This is a genomic window from Parundibacterium terreum (assembly GCF_014636315.1).
GTDB classification, from domain to species: domain Bacteria; phylum Pseudomonadota; class Gammaproteobacteria; order Burkholderiales; family Burkholderiaceae_D; genus Undibacterium; species Undibacterium terreum.
In genome coordinates this window covers 752084-777319 of sequence record NZ_BMED01000001.1, presented here as the reverse complement: position 1 = coordinate 777319, position 25236 = coordinate 752084, and the positions used below count along the sequence as shown (strand labels likewise).

The window sequence follows — 25236 nt, the reverse complement described above, 5'->3', positions numbered from 1 at the left end:
CATGTTTGAAAAAATCATAGCTTCTTCGATAGAACATCGCTGGATGGTCATGCTGACAGTTGTCGCGATGATGGCCCTGGGCATCTTCAGTTACAACAAGCTGCCCATTGACGCAGTGCCTGATATTACCAATGTACAGGTGCAAATCAATGCGTCGGCCGACGGTTATTCGCCGCTGGAGGTTGAGCAGCGGATTACCTACCCGATAGAAACCGTCATGGCGGGCCTGCCCAATCTGGAGCAGACACGCTCACTCTCCCGTTACGGTCTGTCGCAGGTCAGCGTCATCTTCAAGGATGGCACCGACATCTATTTCGCGCGCCAACTGGTCAACCAGCGCATACAGGAAGCCAGGGATAAGCTGCCCGCCGGTGTGACGCCGGTGATGGGTCCCATCTCCACCGGCCTGGGTGAAATCTATCTATGGACGGTGGAAACCGAAGACGGCGCAAAAAAAGCGGATGGCGCACCTTATACATCCACAGATCTGCGTGAAATCCAGGACTGGATCATCAAGCCGCAATTGCGCAACGTACCCGGGGTGACAGAAATCAATTCCATCGGCGGCTATACGAAGGAATATCATGTGACTCCCGATCCGGTGAAATTGATGTCCTATGGCTTGACGCTACCGGGCATGGTGGCCGCGCTGGAGCGCAATAACGGCAATGTCGGTGCCGGCTATATAGAAAAGCGCGGTGAACAGTATCTGCTCCGTGCCCCCGGCCAGCTTGGTTCTGTGGACGACATCCGCAATATCGTTGTCAGCAATGTGCAGGGCGTGCCGGTACGCGTGCGGGATGTCGCCGAAGTGGCGATAGGGCGCGAACTGCGCACCGGCGCCGCGACCGAGAACGGCCGCGAGGTCGTGCTCGGCACTGTGTTCATGCTGATAGGGCAGAATAGCCGCGCGGTATCGCAGGCGGTGGACAAGAAAATGCGGGAGATTAACCGCAGCTTACCGCGCGGCGTGAAGGCGGTGACGGTGTATGACCGTACGGTACTGGTGGACAAGGCGATTAACACCGTCAAGAAAAATCTGCTGGAAGGCGCCGTGCTGGTGATTGCGGTGCTGTTCTTTTTTCTTGGGAATATCCGGGCGGCGATCATCACCGCTCTGGTCATCCCCTTATCCATGCTGTTTACCTTCACCGGCATGGTCGGCTACAAGATCAGCGCAAACCTGATGAGCCTGGGCGCGTTGGACTTTGGCATCATCATCGATGGCGCGGTAGTGATTGTGGAAAATTGCGTACGCCGCCTGGCGCATGTGCAGCAGAAGCAGGGTCGGCTGCTGAACCAAAGCGAACGCTTTCATGAAGTGTTTGCCGCGGCGCAGGAGGCACGGCGGCCCTTGCTGTTCGGCCAGTTGATCATCATGGCTGTGTATCTGCCCATCTTCGCACTTACCGGGGTCGAGGGTAAGATGTTTCATCCCATGGCCCTTACTGTGGTGGTGGCGCTGGCTGGTGCGATGATATTGTCCATTACCTTTGTGCCGGCAGCGGTGGCCCTGTTCATGGGCGATCGCGTTGCAGAGAAGGAAAATCGGTTGATGTCCTTTGCCAACAGAATCTACGAGCCATTGCTGGCAAAAACCATGCGCAATAAGGCAGTGGTACTGGCCGCTGCTGCGGCAGCGGTATTGCTGTCCGGTTTGTTGGCTACCCGCATGGGGAGTGAGTTCGTCCCCAGCCTGAACGAAGGCGATTTCGCGATACAGGCCTTGCGCATTCCAGGCACCAGCCTGTCGCAGTCGCTGGAAATGCAGATGCAACTGGAGCGTGGCCTGAAGCAGAAATTCCCGGAGATCGAACGTATTTTTGCACGTACCGGCACTGCCGAAATTGCCTCCGACCCCATGCCGCCGAATATCTCCGACGGCTACATCATGCTGAAGCCCGAAGGCGAGTGGTCCAAACCAAAGAAATCGCGCGATGCCCTGTTGGCGGCAATACGGCAAGAAGCAGCCAAGTATCCAGGCAACAGCTTTGAGTTTTCTCAGCCGATACAACTACGCTTTAATGAGTTGATTTCCGGCGTGCGCAGCGATTTTGCGGTGAAAATATTTGGCGATGATATGGAAGTGCTAAATAGCACCGCTGCGAAGGTAGCTGCAGTATTGCAGCGAGTTCCCGGCGCATCTGAAGTGAAGGTAGAACAAACTAGCGGCTTGCCGATGCTGAGTGTGAATATCGACAGGAGCAAGATTGCCCGCTACGGCCTGAACATGGCGGATGTGCAGGATGCGCTTGCAATAGCCACCGGCGGCCGGGAAGCCGGCGCCATGTTCGAGGGCGACCGGCGTTTTGATATCGTGGTGCGCCTGCCCGAGGGGCTGCGCAGCGACCCTGATGCATTAAAACGCTTGCCTATACCTTTACCGAGAACAGAGTCCATACCGGAGTCCAATGCAGCGAATTATATTCCCCTGTCTGAAATCGCTACGCTGGACTTTTCGCCAGGTCCGAATCAGATCAGCCGTGAAGATGGCAAGCGCCGCATTGTCGTCAGCGCCAATGTACGCGGGCGGGATATAGGCAGCTTTGTGCCGGAGGCGGAAGCCTTGATCCGGAAGGAAGTCAAACTGCCGCCGGGCTACTGGAGCGCCAGCGGCGGCAGTTTTGAACAATTGCAGTCGGCCAGTCGGCGCCTGCAACTGGTTGTGCCGCTGGCCTTGATGCTGGTGTTCGTGCTGCTTTTTGCCATGTTCAATAACTTGAAAGACGGCTTACTGGTATTTACCGGCATTCCTTTCGCGCTGACCGGCGGCATCGTTGCGCTGTATCTGAGGGATATTCCGCTCTCGATATCGGCGGCGGTCGGTTTCATTGCCTTGTCAGGGGTTGCGGTCTTGAACGGCCTGGTCATGATTTCTTTCATTCGCGGCTTGCGCGAGGAAGGCCTGGATCTGGACTCCGCCGTCAGCACGGGCGCATTGACGCGCTTGCGCCCGGTATTGATGACAGCGCTGGTGGCGTCGCTGGGTTTTATCCCCATGGCGCTGGCCACAGGCACCGGGGCGGAAGTACAGCGTCCGCTGGCGACGGTGGTCATTGGGGGGATATTGTCATCGACGATACTGACGCTGCTGGTTCTGCCAATGCTATATCGCCTGGTACACGGCGGAAGCGCCAAGTAGCGGTGAGCATGCTAAGGCAAAGATAAGATAGCGGCAAGCCAGTGCAGGCCTGGGGGAAATGCGGGCTTCACTGGGCTTTGTCCGCATGTTTTGAGGATATGCGGGCAAGGTCGCCATTTCGCCGCCCCCGGACTATCGCCGCATTCAGCTTTCGTATGATGCCCTTGTCCCTATCAGGGCGTATCGCAAAATGCACATCCAGCACCGAGACCGGTTTTGGCAGCACACAAAACATGGTTGCATTTCCGATACTGTGCGTGCTGCCTTCCTTGCTGGCGCGATATTGCTGGTTGATGACAGCTTCAAGTTCTTCGCGCCGCAGGCTGTTGTTGTAGATGATGATCGCGTCGGTCCGCTTCAGCGACAATTTTTGCAGGCGTGCGGAATTGGAGTTCGTATCGTCTTCGACCCTGAACAGCACGTTGCTTTGCCTATCGAACTCATTGCCATAGCTCGTGCCGCGAACGATACCTATGGTTTTTCCCTGCAGATCATGCAGCGACGAGAAAGGAAACTTGGCGACGCAGTTAGTAACGAGCCATGCTGCATCGGAAATGACGGGGGCGGAAAACGTGAAATGGCGCAAGCGCTCGGGCGTCTTGGAGATGCCGAAAATGAGTCCCTCGCCATTTTCCGCATTAGTGACGGCGCGCTTCCAAGGGTAGCGCCGGATATCGAATTTGATCCTGGCCGCAGTTTCCACATACTGAAGCAGCTCGGCGATCTCTGGTGCCAGCGGGATCATGCCGTTTCTTTCATCCAGTTCTTCGCTCATCAGCAAGGGAATTTGCGATATCGGCGCTGCCCAGGCAATAACCGGACTGACCAAAGCCAGATGGAAGATCAGCAGGTAGTTCAAGCATCCCTGGCTGTGTGTTTTCATTCGTCCGATTTTCAAAAAGCGGTGGCTGAATGCTAGGCCGGTCTTGGTCTTTGCTGCGCCTATTTCATATTAGCTCAAATCAGCAAGCTGAAAAGTAAGCGTTTAATCGTGGATTTTATTTTTGTAGCAACTTAGTTTCTATTTAAAAATATTTGTAAAATACTATTTGATTGCAAAAATTTTATCATTTATTATGTTGCCTGATTACCACTATTCAGGGCCGTCTTCGCCATGATTCGCATATCAAAGCGCGCGCCACCTCACTTTATGTTGTCAAATTTGACCAAGTTTCATCAATTCCTGCTTGCCTTGCTGATACTGCTGGGGGCACTCTTCTTCCAGCAGAGGGTGATACTGAATGGCGACGTGTATGAATATACCGTCATGAGCGTGGCGCTGGCATCGCATTTGTCACCGGACATACAAAGCGAAGATCTGCGCAAGGTCCAGCACTTGTTGCCGCAGTACGCTCCTTATTTCAAAACGACGGAAGAGGGCATACGGGCCGGTAAGCAACAGCCTAACGGCGGCTTTTATCGGGCTCTGGACGACAATACCTATTCAATTCACTTTTTTTCCTATTCTGCGCTGGCGGCAATTCCCTTATTCGTATTCGAGAAAATCGGAATTGACCCCTTCAAGTCGTTCTGGTTCGTTAATCTGGTGTTCATATTTGTGCTCGGCGTGAGCCTGTATCGCTTTTTTGCTTCGGCAAGGAAAGCCTTCCTCGGCCTGGTATTGTTCATGCTGAGCGGGGGCGTCAACTATGCGAAGTGGAGTAGTCCAGAATGCATGAGTTCGGCCGCCGTACTGTCTGCGATGCTGTTGTTTGTGACGGATGCGCCGTTGGCAGGGGGCTTGCTGATCGGTTTGGCCGCTACCCAAAATCCGCCCATCGTCTGCCTGCTGATGTTTGGCCCCTTGCTGTTCTGGAGTACGAGCTACCAGAGCCAACTATCGTTCAAAGACAATCTGCGACTGGCTCTGCACAGGCGCATGCTGATCGGTATCGGCGCTGGCTTTGCCTTGTTTCTGATACCGGTTGGTTTCAATTTGTGGATGTTTGGCGTGCCCAATATCATCGCCAAAATCGCTGCATCGCCGGCATTGATCAGCCTGGGGCGCTTGCAGTCATTCTATTTCGACTGGAACCAGGGTTTGATCATAGGCATTCCGGGCCTATGGATAGGCAGTGCGGTCTTGCTGTGGCGTTCACGCGGGCTGGCCGGGAATAAATGGAAATTACCTGCGGTCGCACTGATCTGCATAACCTGCGCGCTGGCGTTGGCGATACCCGCACTGGCCACCACCAACTGGAATTCTGCTGCTCATGGGATGATGCGGTATGCCTCCTGGGGAGGCGCGCCTTTCCTGTTTCTGTTCCTGTTCTTGTTGCGCCAGCAAACTAGGCTGCCCTTTATTTTACTTTTATGCGTAGGGCTGTTGCAGTTGCGATGCACGATCGATGCGCGGCATTATTCCGAATTAGGGCTTAGCCCGATGGGGAAATTCATGCTGGAAAATGCTCCCGCCTGGTATAACCCCGATCCTGAAATATTCATAGAGCGTACGGGCCTGCCGGATGGAGCGCCGCTTGATGTTGGTAAACTCTATGCCTACGAGGTCAATGGCGAACGCAAGAAACTGATGTTCCATGAAAGTAGCACGAGTATAGACAGGGAGTTGTGCGGTCCCGGTAAGCTGATCTCACCGGACACGCAGTTTGGCAAGGCTAATTTTGGCTGGTTTTACATCAATGGGGCCGTGCAATGCGACAAGGCGGATGAATTGTCTCTGGCTGACTTTCAGAAAAACGCATCGCAATTCAGCACTGGCTGGAGTTATTTCGAGGATAACGGGACGGTGGCGCAGGGCGAATGGAATGGCATCTGGTCGGACGGTCCGTCCTCAGTGATGGATATCGCAGTTTCTCCAGCAAGGCCGGTACACGGCGTGCGGATACTTGTGCACTATTTTAAGAACAATGAACGTACCCGGGTCGTCATCAACGGCGAAGACATCGGCTGGGTGGACCTGCGCAGTAAGGATGTTCTGCGGCTCAAGATGCATGCGGGCCAGGCTATATCCAACTTGAAGATAGAATTGACGCATGAAGCACCTCATGACCCGCGCAAAGATCCGGATTTTCCGACCACGCGCCGCTTGGCGGTATTTGTCCACGGAATACGCTTAAGCTGATTGCGCTGTTTTGCTTCGCGTGACGAAAGCCGGTAAACAGCCGATAATCCTGTTTTTGGCTTATCAAGCATCATGTGCATTAACTTTTTAACAGTCAACAAGCAGACGCTGCAGGACCACTTCGAGACGGTGGTTCGCTCACCGGATGAATGGCCGGAAGAGGCGTATCAGGACTATGCCGCGCCTATCATTGTTGCGACACGTTCGGGGCAGCGCGCTGCACTCGCGGCCAGCTATGGCATGGTACCAAGGCGGCATATCCCGCCGGACATGAAGCACTATTCCACGATGAATGCGCGCACAGAAACCATTGCCGAGCGGCCCAGCTATGCAGATCCATGGCAAAGAGGTTTATTCTGCCTGGTGCCCATGCACGCGTATTTTGAACCTAACTGGGAGACCGGCAGCGCAGTGCGCTGGCGCATAGGCATGGCCGACGATGCGCCTTTCGCCGTTGCCGGTCTGTACCGCGCGTGGCAGGAGGAAGACGGCAGCCGGGCATTTTCCTTCACCCAGCTCACCGTGAATGCAGATACGCATCCGCTGATGAAGCGCTTTCACCGGCCCGAAGATGAGAAGCGCGCGCTGGTAATCATTCCAAAGTCCAGCTATGACGACTGGCTGACTTGCCGCAACCCTGAGCAGGCAAGGGCTTATTTGCAAACGCACCCGGCCGAAATGATGGACGCTGCGCCTGATCCCAAGCCTGTTATTGCCAGGGTAAAGAAGGAGACAGAACAGGAAGACCTGAACGGCTCCCTGTTTTAGAGACTGTTGAGAAATTACCCCGGCCGTTGCCAGAGTTAAGCTACGTGCATTAAAGCCGTGCCAAGACGCGCCTTACCGCGCCGGAGGCAATCGCCACATCCGGCGCGCTTTGCATCAAGTCCAGATAACGGGTGCGAAAATCTTCGCGCACCGCCGGTGCCGGGCCTAGCAGTCGTTCTATCACTTCCTTGCAGGGCGTAGCAGCCTGGCCGCCGGCGGCTTCGTCGTCAGCCAGTTCGTCGATTTCCACAATCAGTTCTGATAAGGCGTGCAGCCAGCGAAATTCCGGATGCTCCACCACCAGCATCAAGCGGTCATAGGGGCCGGTGGCGTCGGGGAAATTAGTGCTTTCTGCTTCGATCAAAGCGCGGTGCAAATGGCGCAGCGTGCTGGATAATTCTTTTAATATTGCTTGGCCCGACGGCATAGGTTTCTCCGGTAGTATTTCAGGCTGCAGTATAACCCGGCTGTCAGCGCCTCGCCCGAGTCTTGTCGATCTCTGCATTGAGTTTTTCGATCACAGAATCCGATACCTGGCCGGTACACCACAGATGCCTTGGATCTTCCTGGAGGGCATCTGAAAAATACACTATCTTGAAATTCTTTTCCTTGTAGTCGGAGCGCCTGATCAATTCTGTGGCTTCTTCTTCGCCGACGAAAAAATAATCGGCTCTTTCATAAAACAGCATGCTCAGCATATTGGTGTTTTCACCGACTGCGGTGACCATCCTGGGGTTCTTGCGTGCAATCTGCTCGTCGATCACATGGCCGTAAGAATATCCCTCCTTGACCATCAGCACCGCCCGCCGATTTGACAGCAATTCTGCCGCCGATTTCTCAGTGCCGAATTTGAGATTGGTTGCCAGGCCCAATGCGACGGTACGCTTGTCCAGATAAAGGGCGTGCGTGAATTTTCCTACCTTTTCGCGAGCGGCATTTTTGTGCCAGCCGACAAGGCAGGCCTGTTTCTGGTTTCCCCGTATGGTTTGCAACTGCACGCTGGAAGAAGATTTCTTCCATTCAAAAGGAATGCCTGCATTGATAAATGCCCACTTTGCCGGCGTACCTATCAATCCTTCTACGTCGCCATCGAGCTGGGTTTCGAAATAGGGGATGCGCTCATTGTATAAAAGGCTGATCTTTTCATCGGCCATTGCGGGCGCAAAAAGCGTGAGCATCAGCGAAGCGAGCAGTTGGCGGTACGGCATCATTCCCTCCTCTTATTTCTACATTGCTGCAATGTATTGGGGACGGCCTTATCGGATCTTCGATCAGTCCTTATTGTGAAAGCATGTCATAAAAGCTTGTGCAGGAGATGCAGAGGCTTTTATCTTCAATATTTTTAACAATTTCCAGAGGGTATCTCCTGATCTTGGCGGGGCGCAAACTTTTCTGATGACATTATTCGGCTAAAATCCTCATAAGGCTGACAGATAAGGTAGGGCGATGCGATTATTGCTGGTGGAAGATGATGTGATGGTGGGCGAGGGCTTGCGCAAGGGCTTGCGGCAGGACGGTTTCACTGTTGACTGGGTGCAGGATGGTGGCGCTGTGGAAGGCGCGCTGGCGCTGGAGAGCTACGACCTGCTATTGCTGGACCTTGGCTTGCCCAAAAAAGCCGGGCTGGATGTGCTGACCGCGCTGCGCCGCAAGGGTAACGCCATTCCTGTGCTGATACTGACCGCGCGTGATGCTGTGGCAGACAGGGTCAAAGGCCTGGATTCCGGCGCGGATGATTACCTGGTCAAGCCTTTCGACCTGGAGGAGCTGGAAGCGCGTATCCGCGCCTTGCTCAGAAGGCAGTCTGGCCGGGCTGATCCTGTACTCAGCTTTGGCAATCTGACCCTGAACCCGGCTACCCATGAAGTCCATCTGCAAGGCAAGCCCATACAATTGTCGGCCCGCGAGTTCGCCTTGCTGGAGGCTTTCCTGGACCGCCCCGGCGTGGTTTTCTCTCCGGCCCAACTGACTGAAAAACTCTATGGCTGGGACGAGAAGGTGGAGAGCAATACTGTCGAGGTATATATCCACGCTCTGCGCAAGAAGCTGGGGGCCGACTTCATCAAGAATATCCGCGGTGTCGGCTACATGGTGCCGAGGCCGGCATGAGCGGAGTATCCAGCATGATCCACCCAGCCAACCCCTCTGTGCGCCGCACCCTGCTGGTATGGCTGTCGGTCGGCATATTGGCCGGCATCGTCTTTGCCGGCAGCATGATCTATATGCAGGTGCGGGAACAAGCCAATCAGCTATTCGACTACCAGATGAAGCAATTGGTTGCTTCGCTGCCGGCGCAATCCTATGCGCCGCTAATACCGACACGGCCCGAGCTGTCGAATATGCAGGAAGATATCATCATTCAGATCTGGGACTCGCAAGGCTTGCGTATTTATCATTCGCATGACACATCGGCGCTACCGCAGCGCGCTGAATTGGGCTTTTCCAATTTCTCCGCACACGGCACCACCTGGCGCGTGTATAGCGCGCAACTGGGCGACACCATCGTGCAAGTCGCGCAGCCGCTGAGCGCACGGCTGGAGCTGGCGGCCCGGCTGGCGCTGAAGACGGTTGCGCCCTTATTGCTGATACTGCCTTTCCTGGCGGCGCTGATCTGGTTCGCGGTAGGCCGCAGCCTGTCTGCCGTGCAGCGCGCCGCTACCGACGTGCAAAGCCGAGATGCCGGAGCACTCACTCCGATTTCGGAAGCCGGCGTGCCGCAGGAGGTGCAGCCGTTGACGCGCGCCCTGAATGAACTGCTGCAGAGACTGGATATTTCCATCCAGGCGCAGCGCAATTTTATCGCCGACGCTGCCCACGAACTGAAGACGCCGCTCACAGCGCTGAAGCTGCAGATATTGCTGGCCGAGCGCGCCGGCGAAGGTCCGCAGCGCGAAGAAGCCTTTGCCGACCTGAAGCAGGGCCTGGAGCGCGCGATCCACTTGGTGCAGCAGTTGCTGACATTGGCGCGGCAAGAGCCCGGTGCCGTCGAGCAGGTGCCGCAGGTGGTGGACATGCAGGCGCTGGTACGCGCTGCAACCGGTGATTTTGCGATGGCAGCCAATGACAAGGAAATAGACCTGGGCGTGCAGGCTGATACGCCGGCCCAGATTATGGGTCACCCGGACGGGATACGCATCCTGCTGAATAACCTGCTGGACAATGCGATTCGCTACAGCCCGCGCGGATCCGCGGTCGATGTGTCCTTGCTTGCCGATGCAGATACGGTGAGCCTCTGCGTGCAGGACAATGGGCCCGGAATACCGGAGGGTGATCTGTCCAGGGTATTTGACCGCTTTTACCGGGTGCCGGGTTCGCAGTCCAAGGGGACTGGCTTGGGCTTGGCGATTGTGCGGCAGATTGCGGAGGCGCATAGGGCGGAAGTGGTGTTGACCAACACTGGCAAGGGCTTATTGGTGCGGGTTGTTTTTGGTCGGGAGCTTTTGCCTGCTGCTGGGTAGCGCTGGATATGTTGAGTGTCGCGTAATTAAATACGTCTGGTGATAGTTGGGATTGCTGGCCGGGGGTGGCCCGGCGGCCACTTCCTTTCTTTGCTTCGCCAAAGAAAGTAAGCAAAGAAAGGCGACCGCAGACTTGCCCTTCGGGTGATGGCGGCAAGCGCCATCACATTTTGCTGCATTACAAAAAATGGGAAATGAACGAAACTCGCTGCGCTCAGACAACGTTCATTTCTGATCCATTTTCTGTAACGCACAAAATGCTGCGTCCCGAGCGGTGGTACTTCAAAAACAACCCCAACATCAACATCAAATTCAAGCCGCCGGAATTTGTGAGGTTGCGTTTCTTCGAAATTAGAGAATCTGGTTGCCGTTGTTTTTGAATTTGCTTTTGATTTTGCTTTTGAACTTAAACCGCTCGGAGCCTCGCCGATTGTGCGGTACAGAAAATGGATCAGAAACGGGTGTGTTTGAGCGTAGCGAGTTTCGCCCGTTTCCCATTTTTTGTGCCGCATATTCGGGCACCCCGAAGGGGCGAGGCTTGCGGTCGCCTTCTTTCTGCTTACTCTTTCTTGGCGAAGCAAGAAAGAGTAAGTGGCTGCCGGGCCACCCCCGGCTTGTACCCACGAAGTACAAACCGATCAATCACCACCATCTAAACAATTGCCAAAAATTTAAATCAATTTTTCCAAAAAATTCCCATCAGATTTAAGTCTATTTTAAATCTACCCCCCTAATATCTCCCTCAATGATTGGAAAACCAGTCCATTGATACCAAGGAGTGTTAGATGAAAAATAATGTTTTTGCGAAAAGCATTCTTTCTGCTGCGATACTGGCAGCAGTGGTCGGCGGCGGCCTCTATCTGGAGGGTAGCACTCTGGGCAAGGTCCAGGCCGCTAATGTTGCGCAGAGCGGTCTGCCGGTAACGCATAGCGTGTCGGCCGGGATTGCGACGGCGACCGATTTTTCCGGGATTGTTGATCGTTACGGCGCTGCGGTGGTGAACATCAGTGTCGTCGGCAAGACCCACAAGGTCAGCATGCGCAGTAATGCGCAGGGCGATGATGACGATGATGATAATGGCAGCCAGCAAGATCCTCTGTCCGAATTCTTCCGCCGCTTTGGCCCATTGATGCCTAACATGCCGCATGGGCAGGGTGGTGGTAATGGCGGAGTCATGCGTGGTCTCGGTTCTGGCTTCATCGTCAGCCATGATGGTTTGATATTGACCAATGCACACGTCGTGGATGGTGCGCAGGAAGTGACCGTCAAGCTGACTGACAGGCGCGAATTCAAGGCCAAGGTACTGGGTGCGGACAAGCGTGCCGACGTCGCGGTGATCAAGATCGATGCGAAGGATTTGCCTACCGTGGTGCTGGGTGATCCTGCCTTGACCAAGGTGGGCGAGCCTGTGCTGGCGATTGGTTCACCGTTCGGTTTTGAAAACACGGCGACGGCGGGTATTGTCAGTGCCAAATCACGCACTTTGCCGGGTGACCCCAGCGTTGGCTTCATGCAGACCGACGTCGCGGTGAACCCGGGTAATTCCGGTGGCCCTCTGTTTAACCTGAAGGGCGAAGTGATTGCGATCAATTCGCAGATTTATAGCCAGACCGGCGGCTACCAGGGCCTGTCGTTTGCGATACCTATCGATACCGCCAACAAGGTGCAGGCGCAGCTGGTCAAATACGGCAAGGTGACGCGTGGTTACCTCGGTGTCTATACGCAAGAGCTGGATCAGGCGCTGGCAGATTCCTTCAGCCTGAAAAAGACAGAAGGCGCGCTGATCAGTGCTACCGAGAAGGATAGCCCGGCCGAGAAAGCCGGTTTGCAACCGGGCGACGTGATTATCGGCTTCAATGGCAAGACGGTAGAGCATGCGTCTGACTTGTCCGGCATGGTAGCCGATGTGATGCCCGGCACCTCCAATAAGCTGGATGTGATACGCAAGGGTGAGACTATCAAGCTGTCTGTCACGATAGGCGAGCTCAAGAACGCCAAGCTCGCACAAAACGATGACGCGAAGGCCGCCAAAGGGCGCCTGGGTGTGGCAGTAAGGCCGCTGGAGCGTGATGAACAACGGCAGTCCGGCTTGAGCAAAGGCCTGGTTGTGGAAGATGTGAGCGGCGCGGCGGCCAAGGCTGGCATACAGCCTGGTGATGTGATCCTGTCAGTCAACGGCGTTGCCGTGAACGACGGCAAGCAGTTCCAGGGCATGGTGCAGAAGGCAGGCAAGACGATTGCCTTGCTGGTGCAGAGGGAAGATGCCAAGATCTTTATCCCCGTAGATCTTGGCTGATACCTGAAGCGGTAGTTGTTGCACAGCCCGGTGGGGAAGCAGCGTGAGATGCTTCCCCGCTTTTCTTTTTTCACCTATTCGTCAAGGCTGGCTTCCGCGCTTATTGCCTCCTGTTCTGCGGCGGATTTCTTTTCATACACATGCCGCATCACGCTGTCGAAGTCGATGACTTGTATCATCCGGTTGTGGTTGCCGGTCTTGATCAGGTTGCAGACAAAACGAGTCTGATTGCGGAACATATCCAGCGGCGGGTCTATCTGCTCGCTACCGAATTCCAGCACATCATGCAGGCTGCCGACTTGCAGGCCCAGCGTATGCTTGCCTTGCCGGACGACGATGATTTCGCTTAAAACGCCATCTTCCCTGGATGCCGGGTGCAGCAGGTTGCGCATATCGACTACCGGCACGAAAATCGACGATTCTCCATTATTGTCCCGATAGTCCAGCACGCCGGCAATCAGCGGTTTCAAGGTGGATGCAGAATGCATGCGCTGTATGTCCAGCGCCTCCAGCACATATGCTGCGGGCAGCGCAAACACATCGCCGTCAACCAGGAAGGTGGCGTATTCCTGCGCGTCCACGCTCGGTTCACGCCGTTCATCCTGGTAGTTCCAGCTTTCATCCTGCATGCTTGCCGTAGTCTGCTCGCCTATAGGCACGAAGACCATGCCCAGGATGTCATTCTGGTAGTCGCCAGAATTTTTGTACTCGCGGTAGCCGAACGAAGCTGTATGGCCCAGCATCGTGTATTGCTGGTCGTGTACCAGTATTTGCGCGGCACTGACGCCGTTCTTTTCTTGCAGGACGGCGCTGGACGGATTCAGGATACTGCCGGGCGGATATTCAGCATGCGTGCTGGAGATGACGCGGCCGCTGCGGTCGGCAAACGCCGCAAAGGCGCCGGGGCGCGCAGGCAGTGAAGACAGCAGGATATTGCGGAATTCGGGTTCAGAGTCGAACACGATGCCTATACCGCCCACGGCGCGGTTTTCTTCCGGATGGTAGATTGCCGCGCAGTAGATATAGGTAGGCCGTTCCGCATACAGCCAACTGGGTTCAAACTCCGATACGCAATAGGCTTGGCTGCCGGGCAGGTTCAGCGTCTTGCGTACCAGCGTTGCGTCCATCATCTGGCCCACTGTTTCCAGTCCATCCTTGTGCAGGTCGGATGCCGCCACGATCTTGCCATTGGCGTCGAAGACCACCAGCCTGGTATAGGCCGTGTAGAGCGCGTTGATGGCTTCCAGTATCCGCGTGATGGCTTGCGCATCGTCGCGGCTTAGCGAGCCCGCCAATGAGCCCGAGGCCATCAGCCGCCGTATGTCCGGGGTCAATGCCCACCAGCGGCAGTCATTGGCACGCTCATATAGATTGCGGTCCATGATGTCTATCATCAGCCTGGAGATGAATTGTGCATCCTGCAGGCCGGAAGAGATCACGGTGCCGTACAGGTCGTGGATGGAATCCTTGAAGACGCGGCTGGTTTCGTCGCCGGTCTGGCTGATTTCCTGCAGTATGGATTTCAGCCTCAGCAAATCGTTGTCCTGGCCGGCAGACATGTTCTTGCCGTTCCACACGACGCGGCGCAGGGCCAGGTTGATGGCTTCTGCGCTGACCGACACTTCATGCAGCGGCGGGCAAAAAGTCTTGGCATGGGACATGATGCCCGCCAGGGTGGGCGTATCGTAGGCAGACAGTGCGTCTTGTTCCCGCTGGCGGAAGGCGGCTTCGCAGGGAATCATTACGTGCCCCAGCCAGCCCGGGCCGCCATAGCCCTGGTAATTTTGGGCGGCGCAGGTCTTGGCAAGATAGTCGCGCCCGGCATAGGTAACGATCTCGTAATCGCCGTTCAGTGCCAGTTGCATTTTCTGGCCGGAGGGTATGTGCTGCTCGTCGCTGCTGGAAATGACATGGCCTGCGCTGTCCAGCATCAGCATTACCGAGCGGTCTGCAGTCTTGCTCAGGCCGCCAAATACGCCCGCCATTTCCACTTCATGCGGGAAGCACAGGCATAGCACGCCGATAGCGCTGCCGTCTTGCGGGTGGGTGATTTTACGGGAGTAGATCAGGCTGCGCTTTTGTCCGGGACGCAGGTCGGAATGATGAAAGCTCTCCACATAGGTATCCGACGCCAATGTGGCGGCGATCAGCGGATCGGTGGAGTACTCCACCTCGCTCGTATCGTCCAGATGCGCGAGGACCTCGCCCTGGGTATCCAGGATCAGGATTTCATCATAGACCGTATATTTGTCGCGGTAGGCTTGCAGGCGCGGCACCAGCGTATCGGCATCGCACTCTTCATCCAGGATGAAGGCGCGTATGGCGTCATCCATTGCCAGGAAACCGACGTCGGCGGTGCGTTCGAACAGGTTGCGCACCACAATGTCGATAATGACCTGCGCTTTGAAGTGCAGCTCCTGCACCGATTTGGTGATGTTCTCTTGCGCCAGATTGGTGATTAGTTGTTGTTCCAGGCTGTTAAAGCCTTCCCGTGTTGTTTTCATCGTCGGCAGGATGGCCTTGGCCTCTACCGGGCATACCATCTTGGCCGTCGATTCGATCAGCCGCCACGAGAAATTCAATTCCCTCAGCAAGCGTTCGCATTTTGCTACTCCAGGCATATAAGGCAGAAATTCTTCCACCTGTTTTCTTGCTTGCATCGTCCCTCTATCCTCTACCTGCAAAATTTCCAATTTTTTAATGACAAGCGGCAATATGAAACGCCGCGCTGTTAGCGATAACTCAAATGCAATAAGCTTGCCATGCAGTATTAATTCTGAGTGGCGTGTGAAATGCCGAATTTTGTGTTCTCAAAAGAGCTGGAAAAGGAATTTCTTCAATTTGCCGAAGGGATCGCTGTTTGCTGCTTCTGGACAAGACAGGCAAATGGAGTATGATGAATTCAGCTTCATTGCAGTCCGGCATGGAAAGGCAGCGCTGAACCGGAAAAATAGGCGGAGGACGGGGATGGATGTCCAGCAGTTTGATCGCAATATCAGCCTCAGCGATTTACTCGCTGCGGTGCCCTTGATCAAAGTGCAGTCGGCCTTGACGGCGATGCTGGGTTCGCGCTGGGGTATTCTGGATACCTCGGGCCAGTTATTGCTGGGGAAGGGCGCCAAGACCAGGCATGACACGATGGCCTTGCCCTTGTATCTGGAGATCAATATCGTCGGCAAGCTGGCGGTGAACGGCGGGCGGCGGGAGCAATTGATGTCCGCTTCGACCTGGCTGGGCATTGTGCTGTCGGATGCACACCGCTACCTGATGATGGCCGAACTACACCGGGAAACGGTGCAGTCCAGCGATGACTTGCTGCGGCATCAGCAACAGATTTTGCAGGATGCCGAAGAGCGCCATCGTGAACTCATTGCACAGCTGGAAACCCATTTGCTTCATCTGAAACAGGTCCAGCAGGATGTTATTGCCGATACGGACAAGGCCTGATTTTTCAAGCCCTTCTGGTAACTCAAAAATCAACGCGCTTGTGCGTGCAATTCCTTCACTGCGTTCAAGGTGTTGATGATGTGCTTGTCCGGATTCAGGCTGCTATAGCGATAGATGATCTTGCCGTTGGGCGCAACCACATAGGAAATGCGATTGGCATAGTCGGGCCGGGTGGCGAGGATGGCGTCATAGGATTTGGCTATTGCCAGGTCCGTATCGGCGGCCACAGCAAATTTGCCGTTGCAGGCGGATACAGAGAATTTCTTTTGCGTATCCATATCGTCGCGCGATATGCCGACCACGGTGGCGCCGGCGGCCTTGAACTGGTCTATCGCTTCAGCAAAATTATGCGCTTCTATGCTGCAGCCGGTGGTGAACGAAGAGGGGAAAAAATACACGACCACAGGCCCCTTGCGCAGTTCGTCGCTGAGAGAAAAGCTCTGTGCCTGGCCGTTAATCGATACGTTGGCAGTAAATTTAGGCGCATCTTCGCCTATGTCCAGGGCGGCAAAACTGCCGGTGCTGAACAAGGCCAGACTGGCTGGAATGAGTAAGTGAACAAGTTTCATGGCACTTCCTTGCATCGTTTTGGCGGGTTAATGGCATTGAGGCTTTAAAGCCATGCCGTATTGCTTAACTCTTAAACCTAAGCTCTTAAACTTCAACTATTAGTTTATAGCACAAGGTGCAATATCTGCGCGCAGCGATATGTATCATAGTAATTCATCGGGTATCAGCGGCCCTAGCAACCATAGTTTCAGGCGTATCCAGGAAGTTGCATCAGGCTCCGTCTTCAAGACCATTTCTTGCTCATCGTCTGCACCCAGCCATTCCAGTCCGTGGCCCGAAGGAGAAAGCCGAACGCGGTAAGCGCTTTGCAGCCTGTCTATGTCGATGATATTGAGCAATTCCTTGGCCAGTGCCTGGCTGTCAACGATCGCCCCCAGTTCCGTATTAACGCTGGCGGAGCGCGGATCAAGATTCATGGAGCCGATGAAAGACAGATGCTTGTCGATCACCACCACCTTGGCGTGCAGGCGTCCCAGCGAGGAGCCGAAATGGAAAGGCCGGTTATTCATCTTCAGGCGCGAACGGCTCAGCTCATACAGGTCTACGCCTATGCGCAGCATATCCTCCCGATAGCGGCTATAGCCTGCATGGACGATGGGTTCATCCGTTGCCGCCAGTGAATTGGTCAGCACCTGCACCTTGACGCCTTTGTCGCGCAGGCCTTGCAATAACTTCATGCCACGCGCACCCGGTACAAAATAAGGGGAAGAAGCCACGACCTCGCTCTTGGCCTTCTTCATTTCTTCTACCACGTTGTAAGTTACGCTGGTTTCCAGGGGAATTGCACCAGCTTTGCTTTCAAAGGGCTTGTCAGGGTAGTCGGCAAACACATAGGCCTCACCCCAAATCAGACCCAGTCTTCCTGCATCCAGGTCGTCGGCAATCGGACCATAGCCAAGGATGTCGTTTGGACCCAGTTTGTCCGGGGGCGGGGTGGTCTTGGGACCTGTCCTGTCATCGAACTGCGCGATCAACTGTTCCTTGCTGAGCCCGGTTTTTGCAATGGTCTCCAGCGGATAGGCGGAAAAACTGTTCCAGTAACGGTCAAACAATTCTTGCAGGGGCGGGACGATAAAGCCGACCGTGAAGGCGTCCACATCGACAAAATTTTCTGCCATGCTGCGCTGGAAATATTCGTTGGCGACATTGCGGCCGCCTATCACGGCCATGGCGCCGTCGGCGATAAACAGTTTGTTATGCATGCGATGGTTGACGCGCGACCAATCACCGAAAGACAGTGCGAAACGGCTTATTTGCCCGGTATCGCGGGCGCAGCAGAAGGGGTTGAACAGGCGCACTTCTACATTTGGGTATGCTGCCAGGCCCAGGAAGAGCGTATCGCTGCCGCTGGTATAAAAATCGTCCAGCAGCAGGCGCACACGCACGCCGCGCTTGGCTGCGTCGGCAACTGCACGTAATAGCAGGCGGCCGGTCTCGTCGTCCTGAAACTGGTAATACTGCAAATCCAGTGTGGCCTCGGCACGGTGCGCCAGTTGCAGGCGCGTATCAAGTGAGAACGATCCCAATGGCATTAGCCTGAAACCAGACAATTCAGGTGCAGGGATGGAGTCTTGTGCAATCTTGCCCAGTGTGGTCTTGGCGGATAAGGGCACCGCTTCAGTGGCAAACCGGTCTACGACCGGCAAGCTGGTGCAGCCGGCAATGAGGCTGAGCATCATGCCGGCGAGGACTGCACGCCAAGCGCTATGCCAGTTCAGCTTGTATTTTTCCGGTATTGTGCAAAAACTATCGCTGCGGATAATCCGGATCAAGTTAAATCCCTTCTTTGTTGGTTTGTCTGCTCTCAATACAGCAGATCAGGAGTGCCTGTGGTTCTATTTTAGTGCATATGGTAAGTCTAATCGCAGCCCCTTGCACGGGTATAAACGCATGTGTGCGACGAAACTGGAAATGTGATGTTGTTTGACCCCGGCTTGCCAGCTTGTTGACTTAAAGCCAATGGGAATTTTGCTGCAGATGGGGCATCTGGGCAGGCGGAGCCACCACCTCGTTGAAGGCGGCTCCGTTGCCTGCGCTGACGTTGTTGCTGATGTTAGTGCTGATGTTTGTACAATATCAGGCCGCTTTTTCCTCCCTGGTCTGAGCCGCAGGATGCCCCTGCCGCAGTGCATCGATCGCAATTGGGTCCATGTCCAGCACGATGGATGTGTAAGTCTCTATGCGGGATACGATGGACTCCCTCGGGCCTAGGCGCCAGTCCGCGCTGCCGTAAAATGCGTCCTGGCTGGCTTGCCTGTGTGCCAGGCTGTCGTAGGCGCGTATCAGGTAGTAGGAGTCTTCATCATGCGGAGAGCTGCCGAAGGCGACAACGTCCACATCCCATTGCAGCAACAGCGGCCACGCATCCTGCATGAAGTGGCGATGGAAGGCTGCCCGCTGGCCAGGCTTCAACTGATAGGAGCGGATTTCAATGCATGTTGTGGTTTTGCTACTCATATTCTCACTCCCTGTTCGGCCAGCGCAGGCGCGAACGCTGTGCCGGGTCCATCACGATTTGCTCCGGCATTTGCATCAGCAGGCCGGTATCGGCCAGCCGCTGCAGTGATTGCTGCGCCAGCGGCGTCCAGATGTTATCCAGCATTTCCTGGTCCCTGGCCAAACCTAGCCAAAGTAGATAGGGGCCATCTGTCCTGACCGGCAATTGCGGAAAATTATTGGCCGCGTCCAGAGTAACCAGCACCCCGGCCTCCCTGATACCGGCAGCGCGGTAACGGGAAAAGACGGTTTCTGCCTGCTCTGCAAACCGGTCAAGCTGATTGGTTTTTACAGAAAACAGTTGCGCCACCAGGATGCCATGCGCACCTTTCGGCTCATGAACCGGGTCAACTGCTGGCATCACCGCCACGCCGCGTCCCGCAGCCAGCGGACGCATCAGGTAGACGTTATCGCTGTCGTCGATCAGGTTGTTGAGTGTGACCCTGTGCTCTTTCCACACTTGTCCGTAGTAAAAAGCAGAGCTGGCGATGGCGCGTGCTTCCATGGACTGGAAGCCGCGCAGCCAGGTGAAACCTCTGGCATGCCCGCGCTCGAAAAACTGGCCGAAAGCCATCATGCCTAGTTGCTGGAAGGCTTCCGGGAAATAGCTTTCAAAATAGCGGGCGAACTGTTCGCGCCCGCCGCTTTTGATCGTGTACCGGCGAAACTCGATGACTGGGTAGTCCTTGACGATGTTCGGTGCTGCCGGAAGAGGTTGTTCGTTATCCATGGTTTTATTCTTTATGCCAAGTTGAGCCTGCGCATTGGCGCACAGGCCGGAGCCGATCATTGCTGCGATCAGAAACTGGGTGCTGAAGGCGGAGAGTGTCATACTACGGCCTCTAGCCTCGCAGGCGTTGCTACCTCTTCTGCCGCATCCTGTCCGGAATTACGGACATGCTCCATGATCCAGTTGGTTTCCCAGTTCAGGCCGCCGTCGGCGGACATGGCTTGTTCCCAGCGTGCTGTGGTGGCGGTGATGCCGGACCAGGTATAGCGTACCCGTACGGCCTTTTCCCCCAGCATATCGTCGCCTTCGAAGATGCCCACGCCATCGCTAAATTTGCCGACCACGGGCGGCAGCAGTGCCCCTGCGGCATTCAGGCCGCCGGTCTGGTTTTCCAGCCAGTAGATGCTCCATAGCTCGGTGTGCGGGTTAAAAATGCGCAAAGACATGCCGACAAAATCCGGCCTCCATGCCTTCGCAATAAAATCATCGTAGTTGCCTATGCCTGCAGGCAGCGGGCGCACATGTCCGACGGCATCAAACTCTTCCCATTCGGTGCAGCCCTGCAAACGGGCAACCAGGCGGCGGTTGCGGATATGCCAGTGGCCGTAAAAGAAATTGAAATCGTGGATACCGGTTTCTGCCCTGGCTATTGCCGGTGTTTTTGCCGAATTTTCCATTGCCTTGCCCCTTTTTCGTGATTGAAAGCCCCATTTCCATATCGCCCTTGATGCATTGCCGGTGCGGCCGGGCGATAAGTGCAGCTTAAATACGATATAGGTCTATATCGGTCCTAGTTAAAAAGAAAATCAAAATAAGCCACAAATCACATCGGCAACCTGTAATGAAGACGAAACCTCAGCCGACTATGCTTTCTGTTGGCAATTGCTGATATCAATGGACAAGCAGGAGCAATACGATGACACCAAGGATGTTTTCATTTGTAGGGGGCAATACCGGCCGCTGGCGCATAGTCAGAAATCTGAGCGTCAGCGGCATGCCGCTGGGGGAGGCGGCAAGGCTGGATATCCTGCCCAATACCGAGATCAAACCGCAATTGGCGATGGGCTGGGCACTGCGAGGCCTTACCAGCAACGAGCGCTACGTGACGCGTGAAGAAAAAAATCACTTGCTGGCTGTGCAGCCCGACCTGGGGCGCTCAGAGGCAAGCTGCGCGGCTTTGATACCCATACGTAAAAACGCTGCATGGTGGGCAATGACACAGGACGAGCGGCGCAGTATCTTTGAAGAGCGTTCGCACCATAACCGCATAGGCATGCAGTATCTGCCGGCGATTGCAAGGCGCTTGCATCACTGCCGCGACCTGTCCGGCAATGAACCTTTCGACTTTTTGACCTGGTTTGAATTCGCGCCTGAGCATGAACCTGACTTCGACCGCTTGCTTGCCGCCTTGCGTGCCACGGAGGAATGGAGCTATGTAGACAGAGAGATAGAAATCCGCCTGATCCTTGATTGAACCAGGTTCAAACTTGTGGCCGGATGATGCGACCCTCCATGCTAAACTGAAGCAATATCAACAATATTAATAAGGCCCAACATGATAGAGATACATCACCTGAATGAATCACGCTCCCGCCGCATTACCTGGCTGCTGGAGGAGCTGGGAGAGGCTTATCAGGTGATCAGCTATCAGCGCGACCCCAAGACCCGCCTAGCTCCGCCTGAACTGCAAGCGATCCATCCTCTGGGCAAGGCGCCGGTGTTGCGCGATGAAGGGCAGGTATTTTTCGAATCCGGCGCCATCATTGAATACCTGGTGCGGCGCTATGGCAAAGGCCGCTTTGCTCCCGCCATTGATACGGCCGACTACAACCGCTACCTTCAATTCCTGCATTATGCGGAAGGTTCTGCGATGCTGCCGCTCATGCTGAAGCTGTATGTCGGCCGCCTGGGCGAAGCCGGCGTGCCTCTGCACCCGCGCATAGAAAGTGAACTGCAAAACCACCTTGGCTTTCTCGATCGTGAACTTGAACAGCGCGATTATTTTGTCGGTAATGATTTGACCGGTGCCGATGTGCAGCTTTCCTTTGTTGCCCAGGTTGCCGTGCGTGGCGGGCGGGACGCATTTCCCAACCTGGCGCGTTTTGTCGATACGATAGAAGCTAGGCCGGCTTATCAAAGGGCAATTGCCGCCAGCGGCGCCTGATTCAGAAAACCTGGAAAAGGAGTCGTAAATATATTACGGCTCCATTTTTTCAACAGCGCTGCAAAAAATGTCGCTTCATGTCAATATGACGGCATGAGTGCCAGAACCATTCCGCTTTTCCCCCTCAAAACCGTACTGTTCCCAGACGGATTCCTTCCTCTGCAAGTGTTTGAAGTGCGCTATCTGGACATGATAGGAAAGTGCATTTCCAATCAGAGTGAATTCGGCATAGTCTCGCTAGCCGAAGGCAGCGAAGTGCGCAAGATGGACAACAAGGAAGTGCTGGCGCCGGTTGGTACGATTGCCAAAATTGATGAGTGGGGCAAGCCGCAGCCCGGGCTGATACGCATTAGCTGCATAGGCGGCACCCGTTTCAAAATCCTGTCCAGCGAACAACTGAAGCATGGCTTGTGGATGGCAGATGTTGAGGCGATGGAAAATGACCATAACATTCCGATCCCGCAGGAATTACAAATCGCATCCGACATGCTGCAAAGCCTGATCTCGGCCTTGCAAAAAAAAGTGGGCGAGGGTGGCGAGCTGCCCATGCGCTCGCCTTACCGGCTGAGTGATTGCGGCTGGGTAGCCAACCGCTGGTGCGAGCTTCTGCCGATCTCGCTGACTGAAAAGCAGCACCTGCTGGCGCTGGACAATCCCTTGCTGCGGCTGGAGCTGATTCAGGATTTGCTGGATCAGCTTGGATTGAGCGAATCTGTTTAGAATTTGCGTTAAACCTGTTTAAATAAGTGTAGAGGAAGTAGCAAAATGAGTTTATCTATCTGGCTGGTATTTCTTGCTGCATCGCTGGTAACGACTTTCAGCCCCGGTCCGGCCATCTTGCTGGCGATTTCCAATTCTGTCGCCTTTGGCGCACGTAGGGCGCTGTTGAGTTCGGTTGGCAATGCCACCGGCATCTTCCTGGTATCCAGCGCCGCGATGGCTGGTTTGGGTGTGGTATTGAATACTTCCGCGATGCTGTTTGGTGCCTTCAAGCTGGCGGGCGCCGGCTACCTGATCTACCTAGGCGTGCGCCAGTGGCGCAGCAAGGTGAATATCTTTGAACAGCAATCCAGCGTGATGCTGCTTGAGCAAACTCCGTCCAAATTTTTCCGGCAGGGTTTGCTGGTGGCGGTGACCAACCCCAAAAGCATCCTGTTTTTTACCGCGTTGTTCCCACAGTTTATCAAGCCCGAGGTGTCGGTGCCCGAGCAGTTTTTTGTGCTGACCTTGACCTTCGCCTTATGTGCGATCACGGCGCATTGTTTTTACGTTTTGCTGGCGCGCCGCATGAAGGGATGGTTCTCCAATAGCCGCCGCGCCACCTGGTTCAACCGCATTTCAGGCGGTGCTTTTGTGTTCCTGGGGCTGGGCGTGTTCCGGCTCCGGAGTAACGCTAACTAGACCCTGGTCCTGCGTCGTAATGGCCACGCGCAATGTTGTGGCCGGCGCAGGTAATAAAAAAGCCCCGTCGGGGCCTGGTCTTGTCGTCGGATCTTATCGTCCCATTCGGGCTTAGGGCTCACGCCTCAGCAAGACTATTCCTAACAAGCCAAGTATCAGCATGAACCACGGCGAGGGTTCCGGCAGGAAGCCGGTTTCCGATCCCGAGGGCGTGCTTGTCTGTATGCTGTCGCAATGCATGGGGCTGGTCAGAGAGTTGCAACCGCCGCTCACATGCTGGACTGCCTGCACAGTTGCGCGGTGATTGCCGGCTGCATGATGGTCGGCGGTGAGCTGAGTCAAATAATTATCGCCATCGGCAGCCGTCAGTTCCTTGGTGGCCGAGGCTCGCATCAGTTTGTCTGTAGTGGATGTTGGCACACGGCTTGACAGGGCCGTGGCCGATGTAAGAGGGCGGTATTCTGCAGTTGCGCTGGCTGGCCTGGTCATCAAGGCCATCATCACCAGCAAGGCGATCAGGCCCAGCAGCACGTCCCTCATTAATTGAAGCACTTTCATACAAATCCTTCTTCTGTTGCGGCAATCCTGCGCGGACGGAGGCTCACCGCGCGATCCTGCTCAATAAGTTGTCGCCGAAAGACGCGGATACACTGAGATGCTCTGAATATGAGCCATCGCGTCCGCTGACATTTCGTCCTGAAATGGATAGTTCGCAGTGCCTCGTCCGCAAGGGGAGGGCAAAGCCACTATCACACGACCTTATTTCTGCAGGTGGATACTGATCAGAAAAATTCTTATGAAGAGATCAGTCCAGGCATGACTGATTTAACGAGAAATAAAGTATTATCTAAAAGATAATATAGACTACGAATCAGATGTTGTCAAATCGCTTTCATTATTTTGCTTTGCAACAATTGAAAAACGATGCAAATTTGTCGTTGGGCTGAGGGAATGTAGTAAAACACGATTAAAAAAGCGGGCAATTTTTGTGCTGCTGCAATATAGGCTGGCATGACCCATCCCGAGGCTTATTCCTGCCCGAAAATAACGGCAACGACACCATCCGAATCTTCCGCATAAGCGTGGCTGAGGCCCGCGGGCACCAGTATCATCTGCCCACATGCCGCATCCACTCGGTCATTACCGGCAACAATGCCTACCTGGCCTTGCAGCACGATAATGCGTTCTTCCACTTTGTGCAGTTCCTGAGGGTAGTGCTGCGGCCGCTGGTTCAGCAACAGTACAGAACCGGAGTTGATACGTGTCAGCAGATAATCCGTATCTACCGGTTGCTGCTGGCCTAGCGTGACCAGATCGACGGTCTTCAGTTGCGGTGAGGTGGAGTCATGCATGGTTAGGATTTCCTGTAGCGATATCTCTGGCTGGGCGGGAATTGTATCTGCTTTATTTGGGGCTCGCAGGCTTGCTCCCGGCGATGCTCTTTCTTACCGCGCTATTTATTGAATTAGGGCAATTATCAAATAAGTAAATAATTGTAACTTTGATAGGTAGATGATTTGCAGATGAGTATAGTGAAGACTCTCTCCCTCCAACCCCTAAGGTTTGGATTAGCCCGCGCCGCAAGGTTGCGGGCTTTTTTTTATGTGCATCGAACTGGAGGCGGATTGTAAAATACGGATTGCAAAAATATACATGGGCGGCAAGTCTGCAGACGCAGCCC

Annotated in this window: 23 protein-coding genes; 11 read left to right on the top strand and 12 right to left on the bottom strand. The window is 54.8% G+C overall.

The window, feature by feature from the left end:
- The first annotated feature begins 1 nt into the window (after nt 1).
- Nucleotides 2-3142 (top strand): CusA/CzcA family heavy metal efflux RND transporter, encoded by a 3141-nt coding sequence (locus IEW12_RS03605; RefSeq protein WP_188564594.1) that lies wholly within the window; start codon nt 2-4, stop codon nt 3140-3142.
- 67 nt (nt 3143-3209) lie between these two features.
- Here the strand turns inward: IEW12_RS03605 and IEW12_RS03600 are convergent, their stop codons facing one another.
- A complete protein-coding gene (locus IEW12_RS03600; RefSeq protein WP_188564593.1) occupies nt 3210-4025 on the bottom strand; it encodes a substrate-binding periplasmic protein in 816 nt (271 codons plus the stop codon).
- A gap of 267 nt (nt 4026-4292) precedes the next feature.
- On the opposite strand from IEW12_RS03600, the gene IEW12_RS03595 reads away from it, so the two are divergent.
- Both IEW12_RS03595 and IEW12_RS03590 read left to right on the top strand, forming a co-directional pair.
- Nucleotides 4293-6224: a hypothetical protein gene (locus IEW12_RS03595; RefSeq protein WP_188564592.1), complete on the top strand. Its 1932-nt coding sequence runs from the start codon at nt 4293-4295 to the stop codon at nt 6222-6224.
- A gap of 72 nt (nt 6225-6296) precedes the next feature.
- Complete coding sequence (locus IEW12_RS03590) at nt 6297-6992, top strand: SOS response-associated peptidase (protein ID WP_188564591.1); 696 nt, start codon at nt 6297-6299, stop codon at nt 6990-6992.
- A 49-nt stretch (nt 6993-7041) separates the two neighbouring features.
- Here IEW12_RS03590 and IEW12_RS03585 read toward each other — a convergent pair whose 3' ends face one another.
- Nucleotides 7042-7419, bottom strand: a complete 378-nt coding sequence (locus tag IEW12_RS03585; protein WP_188564590.1) for a hypothetical protein — start codon at nt 7417-7419, stop codon at nt 7042-7044.
- 43 nt (nt 7420-7462) lie between these two features.
- Nucleotides 7463-8203 (bottom strand): hypothetical protein, encoded by a 741-nt coding sequence (locus IEW12_RS03580; protein ID WP_188564589.1) that lies wholly within the window; start codon nt 8201-8203, stop codon nt 7463-7465.
- A gap of 235 nt (nt 8204-8438) precedes the next feature.
- Between IEW12_RS03580 and IEW12_RS03575 the strand changes: the two genes are divergently transcribed.
- Both IEW12_RS03575 and IEW12_RS03570 read left to right on the top strand, forming a co-directional pair.
- The gene (locus tag IEW12_RS03575) at nt 8439-9101 is read left to right on the top strand and encodes a response regulator (RefSeq protein WP_188564588.1); all 663 of its coding nucleotides are present in this window, start codon (nt 8439-8441) and stop codon (nt 9099-9101) included.
- Nucleotides 9098-10450: an ATP-binding protein gene (locus IEW12_RS03570; RefSeq protein ID WP_229750899.1), complete on the top strand. Its 1353-nt coding sequence runs from the start codon at nt 9098-9100 to the stop codon at nt 10448-10450. Before IEW12_RS03575 ends, IEW12_RS03570 begins: the two co-directional genes overlap by 4 nt.
- A gap of 26 nt (nt 10451-10476) precedes the next feature.
- Here IEW12_RS03570 and IEW12_RS03565 read toward each other — a convergent pair whose 3' ends face one another.
- Complete coding sequence (locus tag IEW12_RS03565) at nt 10477-10962, bottom strand: hypothetical protein (protein ID WP_188564587.1); 486 nt, start codon at nt 10960-10962, stop codon at nt 10477-10479.
- Nucleotides 10963-11235: 273 nt separating this feature from the next.
- Between IEW12_RS03565 and IEW12_RS03560 the strand changes: the two genes are divergently transcribed.
- Nucleotides 11236-12747 (top strand): Do family serine endopeptidase, encoded by a 1512-nt coding sequence (locus tag IEW12_RS03560; RefSeq protein ID WP_188564586.1) that lies wholly within the window; start codon nt 11236-11238, stop codon nt 12745-12747.
- 74 nt (nt 12748-12821) lie between these two features.
- On the opposite strand, the gene IEW12_RS03555 is transcribed toward IEW12_RS03560, so the two are convergent.
- Nucleotides 12822-15407, bottom strand: a complete 2586-nt coding sequence (locus IEW12_RS03555; protein WP_229750898.1) for a chemotaxis protein CheW — start codon at nt 15405-15407, stop codon at nt 12822-12824.
- 307 nt (nt 15408-15714) lie between these two features.
- Between IEW12_RS03555 and IEW12_RS03550 the strand changes: the two genes are divergently transcribed.
- On the top strand, nt 15715-16194 hold the full coding sequence (locus IEW12_RS03550; protein ID WP_188564585.1) for a hypothetical protein: 480 nt from the start codon (nt 15715-15717) through the stop codon (nt 16192-16194).
- A gap of 29 nt (nt 16195-16223) precedes the next feature.
- On the opposite strand, the gene IEW12_RS03545 is transcribed toward IEW12_RS03550, so the two are convergent.
- The 5 genes from IEW12_RS03545 to IEW12_RS03525 form a co-directional block, all read right to left on the bottom strand.
- A complete protein-coding gene (locus IEW12_RS03545; RefSeq protein ID WP_229750897.1) occupies nt 16224-16763 on the bottom strand; it encodes a peroxiredoxin in 540 nt (179 codons plus the stop codon).
- Between the two features lie 144 nt (nt 16764-16907).
- Nucleotides 16908-18443, bottom strand: coding sequence for a phospholipase D family protein (locus IEW12_RS03540; RefSeq protein ID WP_188564583.1), 1536 nt, complete (start codon nt 18441-18443; stop codon nt 16908-16910).
- Between the two features lie 397 nt (nt 18444-18840).
- A complete protein-coding gene (locus tag IEW12_RS03535; protein WP_188564582.1) occupies nt 18841-19221 on the bottom strand; it encodes an NIPSNAP family protein in 381 nt (126 codons plus the stop codon).
- Between the two features lie 4 nt (nt 19222-19225).
- The gene (locus IEW12_RS03530; protein WP_188564581.1) at nt 19226-20092 is read right to left on the bottom strand and encodes an NIPSNAP family protein; all 867 of its coding nucleotides are present in this window, start codon (nt 20090-20092) and stop codon (nt 19226-19228) included.
- Complete coding sequence (locus tag IEW12_RS03525) at nt 20089-20667, bottom strand: hypothetical protein (RefSeq protein WP_188564580.1); 579 nt, start codon at nt 20665-20667, stop codon at nt 20089-20091. Before IEW12_RS03525 ends, IEW12_RS03530 begins: the two co-directional genes overlap by 4 nt.
- 239 nt (nt 20668-20906) lie before the next feature.
- Here IEW12_RS03525 and IEW12_RS03520 point away from each other — a divergent pair, with 239 nt between their 5' ends.
- From IEW12_RS03520 to IEW12_RS03505, 4 genes are all read left to right on the top strand, one after another.
- Nucleotides 20907-21464 carry a chlorite dismutase family protein gene (locus tag IEW12_RS03520; protein ID WP_188564579.1) on the top strand — a complete coding sequence of 186 codons (558 nt, stop codon included), beginning with the start codon at nt 20907-20909 and terminating at the stop codon, nt 21462-21464.
- A gap of 81 nt (nt 21465-21545) precedes the next feature.
- A complete protein-coding gene (locus IEW12_RS03515; protein WP_188564578.1) occupies nt 21546-22154 on the top strand; it encodes a glutathione S-transferase family protein in 609 nt (202 codons plus the stop codon).
- 93 nt (nt 22155-22247) lie between these two features.
- Nucleotides 22248-22874 (top strand): LON peptidase substrate-binding domain-containing protein, encoded by a 627-nt coding sequence (locus tag IEW12_RS03510; RefSeq protein WP_188564577.1) that lies wholly within the window; start codon nt 22248-22250, stop codon nt 22872-22874.
- 45 nt (nt 22875-22919) lie between these two features.
- Nucleotides 22920-23555 carry a LysE family translocator gene (locus IEW12_RS03505; RefSeq protein ID WP_188564576.1) on the top strand — a complete coding sequence of 212 codons (636 nt, stop codon included), beginning with the start codon at nt 22920-22922 and terminating at the stop codon, nt 23553-23555.
- A gap of 111 nt (nt 23556-23666) precedes the next feature.
- Here the strand turns inward: IEW12_RS03505 and IEW12_RS03500 are convergent, their stop codons facing one another.
- Both IEW12_RS03500 and IEW12_RS03495 read right to left on the bottom strand, forming a co-directional pair.
- Nucleotides 23667-24113 carry a PEP-CTERM sorting domain-containing protein gene (locus IEW12_RS03500; protein ID WP_188564575.1) on the bottom strand — a complete coding sequence of 149 codons (447 nt, stop codon included), beginning with the start codon at nt 24111-24113 and terminating at the stop codon, nt 23667-23669.
- Between the two features lie 470 nt (nt 24114-24583).
- A complete protein-coding gene (locus IEW12_RS03495) occupies nt 24584-24907 on the bottom strand; it encodes a cupin domain-containing protein (RefSeq protein ID WP_188564574.1) in 324 nt (107 codons plus the stop codon).
- Nucleotides 24908-25236 lie beyond the last annotated feature (329 nt).